This is a genomic window from Roseobacter sp. CCS2, from assembly GCF_000169435.1.
Taxonomy (GTDB): domain Bacteria; phylum Pseudomonadota; class Alphaproteobacteria; order Rhodobacterales; family Rhodobacteraceae; genus Yoonia.
Window position 1 is genome coordinate 873,349 of sequence record NZ_AAYB01000001.1, and the last position, 12,685, is coordinate 886,033.

General features: G+C 56.2%; 11 protein-coding genes. 6 read left to right on the forward strand and 5 right to left on the reverse strand.

Going from position 1 to position 12,685, the window contains the following annotated elements:
* Positions 1 to 24 precede the first annotated feature (24 nt).
* Positions 25 to 1,215: an oxidoreductase gene (locus RCCS2_RS04450; protein ID WP_008231710.1), complete on the forward strand. Its 1,191-nt coding sequence runs from the start codon at positions 25 to 27 to the stop codon at positions 1,213 to 1,215.
* 117 nt (positions 1,216 to 1,332) lie between these two features.
* Positions 1,333 to 2,529: a DVUA0089 family protein gene (locus tag RCCS2_RS04455; RefSeq protein WP_008231712.1), complete on the forward strand. Its 1,197-nt coding sequence runs from the start codon at positions 1,333 to 1,335 to the stop codon at positions 2,527 to 2,529.
* Positions 2,530 to 2,649: 120 nt separating this feature from the next.
* Here RCCS2_RS04455 and RCCS2_RS04460 read toward each other — a convergent pair whose 3' ends face one another.
* The 5 genes from RCCS2_RS04460 to RCCS2_RS04480 all read right to left on the reverse strand — a co-directional run bounded on the left by RCCS2_RS04460 (position 2,650) and on the right by RCCS2_RS04480 (position 8,795).
* The gene (locus tag RCCS2_RS04460; protein WP_008231713.1) at positions 2,650 to 4,119 is read right to left on the reverse strand and encodes a peptidoglycan-binding domain-containing protein; all 1,470 of its coding nucleotides are present in this window, start codon (positions 4,117 to 4,119) and stop codon (positions 2,650 to 2,652) included.
* A gap of 126 nt (positions 4,120 to 4,245) precedes the next feature.
* Positions 4,246 to 7,014, reverse strand: a complete 2,769-nt coding sequence (gene fdhF / locus RCCS2_RS04465; protein WP_008231714.1) for a formate dehydrogenase subunit alpha — start codon at positions 7,012 to 7,014, stop codon at positions 4,246 to 4,248.
* Between the two features lie 135 nt (positions 7,015 to 7,149).
* Positions 7,150 to 7,989 carry a PA2778 family cysteine peptidase gene (locus RCCS2_RS04470; RefSeq protein WP_232204227.1) on the reverse strand — a complete coding sequence of 280 codons (840 nt, stop codon included), beginning with the start codon at positions 7,987 to 7,989 and terminating at the stop codon, positions 7,150 to 7,152.
* A complete protein-coding gene (locus tag RCCS2_RS04475) occupies positions 7,977 to 8,378 on the reverse strand; it encodes a PA2779 family protein (protein ID WP_008231717.1) in 402 nt (133 codons plus the stop codon). Before RCCS2_RS04475 ends, RCCS2_RS04470 begins: the two co-directional genes overlap by 13 nt.
* 129 nt (positions 8,379 to 8,507) lie before the next feature.
* On the reverse strand, positions 8,508 to 8,795 hold the full coding sequence (locus tag RCCS2_RS04480) for a YggT family protein (protein WP_037293176.1): 288 nt from the start codon (positions 8,793 to 8,795) through the stop codon (positions 8,508 to 8,510).
* Positions 8,796 to 8,934: 139 nt separating this feature from the next.
* Here RCCS2_RS04480 and RCCS2_RS04485 point away from each other — a divergent pair, with 139 nt between their 5' ends.
* From RCCS2_RS04485 to RCCS2_RS04500, 4 genes are all read left to right on the forward strand, one after another.
* Positions 8,935 to 9,480, forward strand: a complete 546-nt coding sequence (locus RCCS2_RS04485; RefSeq protein WP_037293178.1) for an acyl-CoA thioesterase — start codon at positions 8,935 to 8,937, stop codon at positions 9,478 to 9,480.
* A 66-nt stretch (positions 9,481 to 9,546) separates the two neighbouring features.
* Entirely contained in the window at positions 9,547 to 10,923 is a 1,377-nt protein-coding gene (locus RCCS2_RS04490; protein ID WP_008231723.1) for an MFS transporter, read from the forward strand.
* On the forward strand, positions 10,908 to 11,810 hold the full coding sequence (mepA, locus tag RCCS2_RS04495; protein ID WP_008231724.1) for a penicillin-insensitive murein endopeptidase: 903 nt from the start codon (positions 10,908 to 10,910) through the stop codon (positions 11,808 to 11,810). Before RCCS2_RS04490 ends, mepA begins: the two co-directional genes overlap by 16 nt.
* A gap of 39 nt (positions 11,811 to 11,849) precedes the next feature.
* Positions 11,850 to 12,662, forward strand: a complete 813-nt coding sequence (locus RCCS2_RS04500) for an esterase-like activity of phytase family protein (RefSeq protein ID WP_232204228.1) — start codon at positions 11,850 to 11,852, stop codon at positions 12,660 to 12,662.
* The last annotated feature ends 23 nt before the right edge of the window (positions 12,663 to 12,685 follow it).

The window sequence follows — 12,685 nt, forward strand, 5'->3', positions numbered from 1 at the left end:
TTCACAAATGCCAAACGTCAGGTGATGATAACAAACGCACAACTGTTTTCCCCTTTGACGCTTCCTTGCGGTGTCACCCTCAAAAACCGCCTCGCAAAATCGGCAATGTCGGATTCACTGGGCGACGGCTGCGGCAACCCGACGTCGAAGCAAATCAGGCTTTATGAACGCTGGGCGGAAGGCGGTGCCGCGCTGAGTATCATTGGTGAAGTCCAAGGCGATCCGTATGCGGCAGAGAAACCCGGCAATCTGGTGCTGGGGCTGCAATCTGACGACAGTTTATTGCGGGAACTTACCCAGCGAGGAGCCCAGAATGGCGGCCTGCTGTTTGCGCAACTCGGCCACGCAGGCGCGATGACGCATCCCCCGATCGGCACGCCGAAGGGACCCAGCGCGCTGTCACTGCCCAGTTTGACCTGCGCGGCCCTGACAGCGGGCGAAATCCAACACTTGCCTGCGCAATTCGCCCGCACCGCGCTGCATGCAAAGACCGTTGGCTTTGGTGGTGTGCAAATCCATGCAGCCCATGGATTTTTGCTTAGTCAGTTTCTGTCACCGCTCTTTAACAAACGCACCGATGGCTATGGCGGCAGCCTGGCCAATCGCGCGCGTCTGCTGCTTGAGGTGATTGCAACCGTTTGCGATGCCGTGGGTCCCGCGTTTCCCGTCATCCTCAAATTGAACGCAACCGACCAATTGGATGGCGGCTTCACCGAAACCGACGCACTGGCCGTCATTGCCATGTTGGACACATCATCGCTCGACCTGATTGATATCAGTGGTGGGACCTACTTTCCTGGTGCCAAATCCGCATCCGATAGCACCGGCAACGGCCCTTACTTTGCAGCTTTTGCCAAAGCGGCGCGGGCGCAGACCACCATACCGTTAATGCTGACCGGCGGGATCAAGACGAAAGAACAGGCGGTCGCACTGCTGGAAACGGGTACTGCCGACATGATCGGTCTGGCGCGGGCTTTTATTCTGGATCCCAGCCTGCCCACGACTTGGCACGATGGCGGCGCACCACCGCCCTTCCCGCGCTTTAGCAATCCGCCCGAAGGCGGAATAACCGCATGGTACACTCAGCAAATTGCGCGGATCGGGCAGGACACACCCATTGATTTGCACGCTGACCTAAATGAAGCCATTAGGGCCTACAACGCGCGCGATGACGCGCGAACGGCGCTTTGGAACGCTCATTTCAGCAAACCGTAGCGGACATAAAAAAGGTCCGGTTTTCAGGACTTTTCCCAATCCGCCCTAGCCAATCTTGTCACTGTCACGTTACCCTGCACCACAATAAATCATGTGCAACGACAAAGGATGTGCCCCATGACCCGCTTCACCCTCAAAACAACCGCGATGGCAGCCCTGATGCTTAGCGCCGCTGCACCCGCCATTGCCCAAGACATTTGCGGCGGCTTTGGCAGCAATGGCCAATGGATCGGCGGCGATGAGGCCAGCTCTGACATTACAACTGCGGATGTGTACCGCGAACAGATGGCACTGGTTCTGGGCGGCAACGAATATGTATCGCTTTTTACCCTCAGCGCCCCCACAGACGTCCGGGTTGAGGCCGCAGGCCGTGGCTCTGGCGATCCGATCATTGACCTGCTCGATAGTACGGGTGGAATTATCCTGTCTGATGATGATTCCGGCGGCAATGCTGCGTCTCGCGCTGAAACCACACTAGAGGCAGGCACCTACTGCATGTCCATGCGCAGCTATGACGGCGGCCCCATGACCGCCTTTGTGCGTATTGGCCGCCAAGAGCAAGAGCCATTGACTGATGGGATCGACACCAGTGGCGGCAGTGATCCCGCTGGCAGTTGTGAAAGTGCCACCCCTTACGGCGATCTTGGCACTAGCGTTTCGGCCTCTGTCAATGACACGCCTTACTGGAGCTTCACGCTTGATGGCCAGACACCCATTACTATTGTCGCTGAAAACGAATCCGCTGATCCGGTCATCACGCTTTATGGACCGGGTGAGACTTATATCGATGAAAACGATGATTACGACGGGCTGAATTCGCGGCTCGATTTTATTGATGGCTTGGCTGCGGGCACCTATTGTCTTGCGGTGACCTCTTTGAACGATGATAACATGCCGATCACCGTCAGCATCAGCGAATATGATGCCGAAGAGGCCCTGCGCGCCCTTTATGCCCGCGGTGAAGCTGCTCCACCTCTTGACGGCAGTATCCCCGTCACAGATCTGGGCGCACTGACGTCGCGTCTACGCCAAGACGTGTCAGCGACCGAGGATGTCACCTGGTTCAGTATCGATTTTGAAGACGCGGGCCTTCTTGTGGTTGAAGCGATTGCCAATGGCAACAGCGACCCGTGGCTTGTGGTCTATGATGATCTGGGCCGTCAGGTTGGGTTGAATGATGATTATGGCGATGGGCTGGATAGTCTGATTGCGGCCCGCCTACAGGCGGGGACCTACATCATCGGTGTGCGCCAGTATGAAGGTGGGCAGGGCTTCATTCGGCTGCTGGCTGAACGCTATGTCCGCGCGCAATAAGCCACAATTGAAATGAATGATCGGGCGCTCTGGCAACAGAGCGCCCGCTTTACGGATGGCAATGTCAGAGTGAAACGGGGCGGCCCATCCGGCATTCGCGCACCCCGTTCCTTTATCTTGCTACCGCCCGAATGTATCTGCCAGCAGCCGTGCAAGCGTCGCTTGATCCAGATATCCTGTGGCGGTCAAACTGCCATCGCGCTGGTACCGGGCGATAGCGCGGCGGGTGTTGTTGTCAAAGCGGCCATCGACCCGCCCGGGGTTGTAACCCAACTGCTCAAGCCGGTTTTCAATCAGGCGTCGCAAAACCGGATTTATATTAAGCGCCTGCTCTCGCGCGCGCGCTTCGTCATTGTTTTCCTCTTGTGTCGCAGCAAGCCTTTCACGCGCCTGGTCGGCAAAGATACCTTCAGGATAGCGTTCCAGATAGGCGCGATATCCTGCGACCGTGCCACGCGCACCAGTTTCTTCCCAATAGTCGCGATCAAGCGCGCGGGCCTCTTCGCGGGCGCGTTCTTCTTCGGCTTCCGCCTCTGCGGCAAGGCGACGGGCCTGCGCATCAATGCGGTTAATTTGCTCTGTCGTCAGGAAAGACGTCTGTGCAAACCCATTGTCTTGCTGCCAATTGCGGATGGCACCGCGCGAGCCGGGACCAAAGATACCATCCACGCCACGGGTGTTGAATTCCATCAATGTCAGATTGCGCTGGATCGCCCGGCGTTGGTTGCGCGTCAGGTTCAGCCTCTCTTCCTCAATCTCGGCCAATCGCACAGGATCACGTTCGATCTGGTCCAGTTTGCGCCGCGCCTCGGTCACATAGGGGCTATCTGGGTTGTCAAAGATAAAGTCGCGGTAAGCCTGTGCTGTGTCCCGGTCCTGCGCGAGGGTCCATGCCCGCAAACTGGGTTCGATTGTGGGTAAAGATGGTTCCCTTTCGGCATCAGCAGACTGCATAATCAGGCTTTGCGGTGTATAGCCAGTCGCGTTCAAACGCCGGCTATCGCGGACAAACGCCATCACGTCAGCACCCGGTTCGGTTACAGCTTGCATGACAACGCCATCTGTCACGTTCGGCGGGCCAAACAGCACCGTCACACCTTGCGGAACATCAAGTCTGCCAACACCTTGGCGCAGATAAGACCCTATCTCGTTATCCGCGTCCTGATCATACCCTAGGATCAAGATCGCTTGTCCGGGGGCTTGGGCCAAGACATGCATCACCATTTCGATCGACACGGCCTCATCAAGCCCGAATGGCGACGGGCGATCACTATCCGCCGCTAGAAACCAGCTGCGTGTTCCATCCGTGACGAACCGCCCGGCCAGTCCGACGATCAAACGCTCTGCATCCGTTGCCTCTGCCGCAAAGCGGTTCAAAAGCCGGTCCATATCATTCGCTGATCCGTTGGACAGCGTGCTAACCGCATATCCCGCAGCGCGCAGATCATCGGCAGAGTTCAGCACCTCTACCCCGTTGCTGACCCGCCGAAATTCGTCATAGCGCGAAACCCCCATCAACAGGGCGGCGTCATCCGCAAATGCAGGCAAAGCAAGGCCCGTCAGGGCGGCGATGAGGGGCAGTTTGCGCATGGCGCGTCTCCTTTGGTTATTCTTGCAGGTCGCCGTAAAAACAGCCGTCTGCATCAAAGACGCTAGGCCAAACGGCCGCTGCTATTCAATAGCGCGGCATAAACCCAAGTGGGCATGCCCGGTTTGCTACTCTGCCGCCACCGGATTTATGGCCTTTTCGACCTTGACCGCCGAAAACTTGAACTCGGGAATTTTGCCGTAAGGATCAACCGCCGGGTTGGTCAGCACGTTCGCTGCCGCCTCGACATAGGCGAAGGGGACAAAGACCATATCAGGGGCCACGGCCCGATCTTCACGCGCCATAATCGTGATGCTGCCGCGCCGTGTGGAAAGTGTGACCAAGCCACCCGGCGCCACCCCCAGTTTGCGCAGCGTTGAAGGATGCAAGGAACAATTCGCTTCGGGTTCAACCGCGTCCAGCACCTTTGACCTGCGGGTCATCGACCCTGTGTGCCAGTGTTCCAATTGCCGCCCCGTGGTCAGGATCATCGGATACTCTGCATCGGGTGTTTCATCCGGTGCAATCACGCTGGCGGGTGTGAACTTTGCACGCCCGTTTTCGCGCGGAAAGCCGTCACCGAAGACAATCGGTTGACCGGGGTCTGTGGGCGAAAGTGACGGATAGGTCACGGCGTTCTGCGCTTCCAGACGGTCCCACGTGATGTTGGATAGCGATTTCATCGACAGCGCCATTTCAGCGAAGATTTGGGATGGATGCGTATAGGTCCAGTTCAGGTCCAGCCGTTTTGCCAGTTCTGTCGTGATCCACCAGTCTTCTTTCGCGTCACCAGGTGGCGGCACCGCAGGACGGCCCATTTGCACTTGGCGGTTGGTGTTGGTCACTGTGCCTGACTTTTCGGCAAAGGCGGATGCAGGCAGGATCACGTCCGCAAAATTGGCCGTTTCAGTGATGAAGATATCCTGCACCACCAGATGTTTGAGTTTCGCCAGCGCATCACGGGCATGTTCAACGTCAGGGTCAGACATGGCCGGGTTTTCGCCTAAGATATACATCCCATGGATGTCTCCTGCATGTACTGCATCAAGGATTTCAGTGACCGTCAGGCCCTTGTTGGGATCAATCGACCCTTCCTGCCAAATCTCTTGAAATGCGGACCGCACGCCCTCATCACCCACGGGCTGATAGTCGGGCAGGAACATCGGGATCAGGCCCGCGTCAGAGGCACCTTGCACGTTGTTCTGTCCCCGCAGCGGGTGCAGGCCTGCACCGGGGCGACCGACTTGGCCGGTCATCAGCGCAAGGCTGATCAAACAGCGTGAATTATCGGTGCCGTGGATATGCTGGGACACACCCATGCCCCAGAAAATCATCGCCGCATTGGCACCGGCAAAGGTGCGTGCCACATCGCGGAGTGTCGCGGCGGGGATGCCACAGATGTCTTCCATCTTTTCGGGGATGAAGTCCGCAAGATGCGCTTTCTCGGCTTCCCAGTTTTCGGTGTAAGCCTCGATATACTGGCGGTCATAAAGCTCTTCTTCCACGATCGTGTGCATGATCGCATTCAGCATCGACACATCCGCGCCGGGGCGGAATTGCAGCATATGCGACGCAAACCGCTTGAGCGCCTGGCCGCGCGGGTCCATCACGATCAGCTTGCCGCCACGTTTGGTAAACTGCTTGAAATAAGTGGCTGCGACGGGGTGATTTTCGATGGGGTTTGCGCCGATGACAATGGCGACGTCCGCGTTCTCAATCTCATTAAAAGTCGCGGTGACTGCACCAGAACCGACGTTTTCCATCAGCGCCGCAACAGAGGACGCGTGACACAAACGTGTGCAGTGATCGACGTTATTATGTCCGAAACTTTGGCGGATGAATTTCTGGAACAGATAGGCCTCTTCATTCGTGCATTTCGCCGAACCAAAGCCAGCAACACCTTTGCCGCCTATGTCTTTCATCCCACTGGCGGCAAAATCCAAAGCCTCTTCCCAGCTTGCTTCGCGGAAATGCGTTTGCCAGTTGCCCGGATCAACGTTTAGCCCCTTTGCAGGCGCGTCGTCGCGCCGGATTAAAGGTTTGGTCAGGCGGTGATCGTGGTGAATATAATCAAATCCAAAGCGCCCTTTGACACAGAGCCGCCCTTCATTGGCTGGGCCGTTTATCCCTTCAACGAATTTGACCTTATTGTCTTTTATTTTCAGCGATACCTGACAGCCGACACCACAAAACGGGCAGACACTTTCAACCTCGCGGTCATAATCTTTGGTGTCACCCATCTGGTTTTCGTCCGTCACCGTTGCAGGCAGCAAAGCCCCCGTCGGACAAGCCTGCACGCATTCACCGCACGCCACGCAGGACGACGCGCCCATGGGGTCATCCATATCAAACACCGGGTAAGCCGTGCCGCCACGCCCGGCCATACCGATCACGTCATTCACCTGCACTTCGCGACAGGCACGCACGCAAAGGCCGCATTGGATACAGGCATCAAGGTTGACGGACATCGCCACATGGCTGTCGTCAAGCAGCGGAATATGGTCTGGCTCTTTCTGCGGAAAACGGCTGTCATGCACGTCTTGCGTTTCTGCCATGTCCCAAAGATGGGATGATCTGTCGTGGGCGACCTCTTGTGCAGGTTGGTCTGCAACCAGCAATTCCATGACCATCCGGCGCGCCTGCTTTTCACGCGGCTGATCGGTGGTCACGACCATCCCTTCGGATGGTTCGCGAATACAGCTTGCGGCCAGCGTCCGTTCGCCATCAATCGCAACCATACAGGCGCGGCAATTGCCATCAGACCGATAACCGGGCGCTGGCTTTTGACACAGATGCGGGATCACAAGGCCACGTCCATTGGCAACTTCCCAGATCGTTTCGCCCGGTTCCGCAGTTACGGATTGGCCATCAAGCGTAAAGGTAATGCGGTCTGACATCAGGATTCTCCGGGCGTTGTTGCGCAGACTACACCATTTGCATCACTTTGCTGAAAGGCCGTGGGCGACTGCAAGCGGCGCATTTGCGCCATGCAAGATTTCCGATGGGTTACGGGCGTTTCGGTTGCACAGCAACTAGCCCGCCAGTTCACCGTCTACGAACGCGAGGTTGGCACGCACTTCAGGAATAGATGGATCAAGCGCGCGGGCACGCCTGAGGGCACGCCGCGCGCCGCGCAGGTCGCCCATCGCATAGCGTGCATTGCCCAGACCAAATTGCCAAAGCCAGCTTTCCGGCCATCGCGCAGCACCTGTTTCATAAAGCGTGGCGGCGGCTTGATATTGCTCTACACGCTCCAACGCGGCGGCGGCAGATAAGATGTCTGCCTCAGAAGGGCTGACCGGCAGTTGATCGGGCGGCAAAACGACCAAACCCCAATAATCACCGCGCCGCCACGTCCGTTCAAATACGGCGAAAGCCATGACCATTTGATCCAGCTGGCCAGAGTTCAGATAGACCTCGTCCTTTTCAAAGTCATATCCGGTGACCACGCCGTAATGCCATGCGGGCAACACGCCAAGCCCAAGGTTCTGAAAAACGATGACAGGGTGTCCTCCCGTGACTTCGGCCAGCAACTGATCAAAATCGTTGATTTTAACCGCCAGTTGGCCAAGCCTGCGGCTGCTGCCGATCATGTCGGCCAGATAGGTGCCACCGGCGCCGGGGCTAAAGGCAAGCGCTGCGACATCGTCTTGTGTGACATCAGATCCGGCCCATTGCATGACCATCGCAATGGATGTCGGCCCGCAATAGAACGCTTCTTGCTGGATCAGCGGAACATCAGGCACACTGGCCCGTGTTGGTGCATCAATGCTAAGTCGGGTGTCCGGGTCAAACGGCTGCGCGCATGCTGCCAGCCAGCTGAGCATCAGCAGGCAGACAAACCGTTTCAAAAGTACGTTTAGCGCACGCACCGTGTAAAGTTGAAGAACCGCGTCAGGCACAGCAGATCTGTGACCAGCAGGATCACAAAGATTGTAAAGATCGTGCCGACAATGTCTGCACCAGCGCTGTCATTTTCCATCTGTGTCAGCATCGTTGCGATCTCTGCATCAGACAGGGCCGCCAGACGCGCCTCGGCTTCGGCGGGGTCGATCCCAAGAGCCACAATTTCAGCCCGGATATCATCACGCTGGATTTCATCCATGAGCGTATTCCGGTTCGCCAACGCAGTATATTTGTTGATCGCCTGATCAGTGCCAAGCATTTCGGCCTGCGCCATTGTGACGGCCTGCGTGGCCAGAACCAATTGTGCTGACAGCGCGATGGCGATGCCTTTTTTGCTGAGATTTAGAAAACTCATGTCGCTATTCCTGATTTAGCGGCGCAGGATAAATCCGCCGCGTTGCCCCAATAAGGTACAGCTTTCAGCAATTTCTGCCGTAACGCAACCATTTGCTGCGCCACATCCATGAAACTGGCGGGAACCTGACTAGGCGAAGGCGATCATGTTGTTAATCAAGAAAATTCTCAAAATCTCGATCCCGACCAACACAACGATGGGCGTCAGGTCAATGCCCCCTAAATCAGGCATAAAACGCCGAATACGGCTGTAAATCGGGTCCAATATACGTTCCAGCCCGTACCATACCTGACCGACAAACTCTTGCCGGATATTCAGCACCTCAAACCGGATCAGCCAGCTCATGATGAAATGGGCGATCACGAAGAAGCGCAAAACACCAAGGATCAGAAGCAGGATTTGGAAAATTGTCAGCATAGATATGTGGCCCTTCGATTTGCCTGCCATGACCTAAGCGCTCTGACCTGTTCCGACAAGCCCAAGGTTGCCGCGAGGTCAAAGTTGACGTTTACGTCAACCTTGCGCATCTGTTTCACAAAAGCAAAGGACGCCGCTTATGTATCCTATGGTACGTTTGATTAAAGAAGTCATGAAAGCCAACCGCATGCCCCCGCTTCATGCTTTGGGCAGTCATGTGTCGCATCACCGCTGCTGGCCGCAGGACCTTGATTACTTCCTAGAGATGAACAACGGACGCATTCTGACGATTCTGGACCTTGGCCGCACGGGTCTGGCCCAGCGCGTTGGCCTTTTGGGCGCATTGCGCAAGAATAAATGGGCATTGACCATTGCCGGATCTTCCGTGCGCTATCGCAAACGTATCAAACCGTTCGTCAAGTTCCGCATCGCCAGCAAAGCCGTGGGCTGGAGTGATCGGTTTTTCTATCTCGAACAAACCATCTGGATTGGTGACGAATGCGCCGTGCAGGCCCTTTATCGGTCGGCCGTGACTGACAAGAAAGGCATTGTGAATCCTGCCCTTGTCTTTGGCGCGGTGGGCGTCAATCAGCCTTCCCCTGAAAAGCCTGCGTGGGTACAAGCATGGATCGACGCGGACAATACCCGCCCTTGGCCACCACAGGACAACGGGACGTCGCAGTAAAGATTTCTTGCCAGCCCACAGCTTATCTGTGTCTTATCCTTGCGAGGGAAGAGCAGGAACAAGACGATGGCAGTGGCGAAGAAACGCATCTGGGGGTGGATGGCCTTTGATTGGGCATCACAACCTTTCTATACCCTTGGCCTGACCTTCATTTTCGGACCTTATTTCGCGGTTGTCGCAACAGAATATTTTCTAAGCACCGGCATGGAAGATGGCGCTGCAAGGGCGCAATCGCAGGCCGTTTGGTCACTGGGTCAGACAATTGCGGGTCTGATGATCGCGTTTACGGCCCCATTCCTGGGGGCTTTTGCCGATAACTCTGGCCGTAAAATGCCATGGATCGCTTTCTTTTCCGTCATCTATGTGGTGGCTGCTTTTATGCTGTGGGGTCTAACGCCTGATGGGTCCACCATTATGCTGACCCTCATTATCTTCTATGTCGGGTTTTTTGCTGCCGAAAGTGCGCTGAACTTCGTCAATGCAATCTTGCCATCGCTTGGCAACGACCAAGAGGTCGGTCGCATCTCTGGCTCTGGCGCGGCCTTTGGATATTGGGGCGGTGTAACGTCCCTGTTCATTATGCTGATCTTCTTTGCAGAAAACGATCAAGGGGTGACGTTCGTTGGCCTGACCCCGTTGTTTGGGCTGGACCCAGACCTGCGCGAAGGCACCCGCTTTGTCGGTCCCTTCATCGCGCTTTGGTATGCGATTTTTATCATTCCGTTCTTTATGTTCGTGCGCGATGATCCCAAGGCAGAAAAGAAGTCAACAAAACTCAGCGCTGTTTGGGCTGAACTTCTGGAAACGCTGCGGGCTGTTTTTCACCGCAAGAGTCTTTTGAATTTCCTCATAGGGTCAATGTTCTATCGGGACGCTTTAAATGCGCTTTATGCCTTTGGCGGTGTTTATGCGGCGTTGGTGCTAGATTGGCAGACCACGCAAATTGGGATCTTTGGGATTATCGCGGCGATTGCCGCCGCTGTGACGACATGGTTGTCCGGGTTGGCGGATGCCCGTGTTGGTCCGAAACCAGTGATCAGAATCGCGGTTTGGGTGCTGATTATGGTGTCTGTCGTTATCGTTGGCATGTCCCGCGAGACGCTTTTTGGTGTGCCATTGGCCGCCGACTCCAGCTTGCCCGATATCATCTTTTATATTTGCGGTGTTTGCATCGGGGGTGCGGGTGGTGCGGTTTATGCCTCTTCCCGGTCCATGATGGTGCGACACACCCATCCTGATCGACCTGCCGAAGCTTTCGGCTTGTTCGCGCTGACCGGCAAAGCCACTGCGTTTCTGGCACCAGCACTGATTACTTTGTTCACAATCATGACCGGTAATAATCAATTAGGGTTCTTGCCTGTAATCTTCCTTTTCCTAATCGGGCTTTTGTTGTTACGGTGGGTGAATAAAGACGGAGATCGCGCAGAATGGTCCGCTTCCTAATCGCAGCAGTACTTAGCCTTGGATTGGCCGCTTGTCAGGCAGATGAACCGCCTGTTGTCAGCTTCGCCAGCCAGAACGCCAATGACACCCGCATTGCCAAGAACCTGTTTGGCGCAATGCCAACAGGATCCCCGCAATCGCCACAACCCATCGGCGGCTACGCTCGCGGCTGTCAGGCAGGTGGTGAGCAGTTAGAGGAAACCGGACCGACATGGCAGGCAATGCGCTTGTCGCGCAACCGCAACTGGGCGCAACCTGATACGCTTGATTATGTCCGTGATCTTAGCCGTTTTGCCGCGACACAACCCGGCTGGGAAGGGCTTTATGTCGGTGATATGAGCCAACCACGCGGCGGCCCGATGCTGACCGGTCACCGTAGCCACCAGACCGGTCTGGATATTGATTTTTGGATGCTGCCGCCGGACCGGCTTAATCTGACGGTGGCAGAGCGTGAAAACCTTTCGTCCATCTCTATGCGTAGGCAAGCAGGCGCATTCACCAATAATCGTTGGACTCCCCAACACGAAGCAATCATCAAAGCCGCGGCATCTGACCCGCGCACGGCACGCATATTTATTTTTCCCGGTGCAAAAGTGGCGATGTGCAACTCTGCCACCGGTGATCGTAGTTGGCTGAACAAAGTGCGGCCTTGGTGGGGCCACCACTACCATTTTCATGTGCGTCTGAATTGCCCTGACGGCGCTGCAGGCTGCACGGACCAAACCCCGCCGCCGCCGGGCGATGGATGTGACGACGCACAGGCGTGGGTTGACCGCATTCTAAATCCACCACCCCCTGACCCCAACGCACCACCACCCACGCCACGCGCGGAATTAACAATGGCCAACCTGCCCGGTCAGTGCCTTGCCGTTCTGAACGCCCAGTAATTGCTGCGTCTTATATGCCTTCTGGCCCTTTTCAGGGCCGTGCCCGTTTATGCGGACGCCACATTTGTCGCCAGTTATGAATGGACCATAGCGGACCCCGCTTTTGGCGGCTTTTCAGGGATCGAGGTGTCTGATGATGGGGCCGAATTTGTCGCCCTTAGCGACAGAGGCACCATTATGCGCGGCGCGTTCCAACGACAAAACGGCACCATTGTCGGGATCGAGGCTGGACCGATCCGACGATTGCGCGGCGCTTTTGGCATCCCACTAGACCGGGCAAACAGCGATAGCGAAGGGCTTGCGATTGCGGCGGATGGGCTAACCTATATATCGTTCGAATGGATGCATGGGCTGCGTGCATTTGACGACGGTTTTGAACCAGCATCCGACTTGATCACCAACGCAGCCTTTGCCGGAATGCAGGATAATGCCTCACTCGAAGCGTTGGCTGTTGGCCCCAATGGGGCGCTTTATACCATGCCGGAACGGTCCGGGCGGGCGACCGAACCGTTTCCCGTTTTTCGGTTTGATGCAGGACACTGGGATCAGCCGTTCACCATTCCGCGGCGCGGCCCATTCGTGGTGTCGGGCGCTGATATTGGACCGGATGGGCTGCTTTATGTGCTTGAACGCGATTTCGTGGGGATCGGCTTTCGCAATCGTGTCCGGCGCTTTGCCCTTGATGGAAGTGGCGAAAAACTGGTCTTCGAAACGGGGCTTGGCACCCATGACAATCTTGAAGGCATCAGTGTCTGGCAAGATGCCAGTGGCCTACGCATGACGCTCATTTCAGACGACAACTTTCGGATGTTTCAACGGACCGAAGTCGTCGAATACCAATTGACGGATTAGGCGAAGGGGTTTAGGCCGCCGTT

What these genes read in the sequence shown, in the direction of transcription:
- RCCS2_RS04480 (WP_037293176.1), bottom strand. Translation starts at nt 8,795, where the DNA reads ATGCTGACAATTTTCCAAATCCTGCTTCTGATCCTTGGTGTTTTGCGC.
- mepA (WP_008231724.1), top strand. Translation starts at nt 10,908, where the DNA reads ATGGTCCGCTTCCTAATCGCAGCAGTACTTAGCCTTGGATTGGCCGCT.
- RCCS2_RS04490 (WP_008231723.1), top strand. Translation starts at nt 9,547, where the DNA reads ATGGCAGTGGCGAAGAAACGCATCTGGGGGTGGATGGCCTTTGATTGG.
- RCCS2_RS04485 (WP_037293178.1), top strand. Translation starts at nt 8,935, where the DNA reads ATGTATCCTATGGTACGTTTGATTAAAGAAGTCATGAAAGCCAACCGC.
- RCCS2_RS04455 (WP_008231712.1), top strand. Translation starts at nt 1,333, where the DNA reads ATGACCCGCTTCACCCTCAAAACAACCGCGATGGCAGCCCTGATGCTT.
- fdhF (WP_008231714.1), bottom strand. Translation starts at nt 7,014, where the DNA reads ATGTCAGACCGCATTACCTTTACGCTTGATGGCCAATCCGTAACTGCG.
- RCCS2_RS04475 (WP_008231717.1), bottom strand. Translation starts at nt 8,378, where the DNA reads ATGAGTTTTCTAAATCTCAGCAAAAAAGGCATCGCCATCGCGCTGTCA.
- RCCS2_RS04460 (WP_008231713.1), bottom strand. Translation starts at nt 4,119, where the DNA reads ATGCGCAAACTGCCCCTCATCGCCGCCCTGACGGGCCTTGCTTTGCCT.
- RCCS2_RS04450 (WP_008231710.1), top strand. Translation starts at nt 25, where the DNA reads ATGATAACAAACGCACAACTGTTTTCCCCTTTGACGCTTCCTTGCGGT.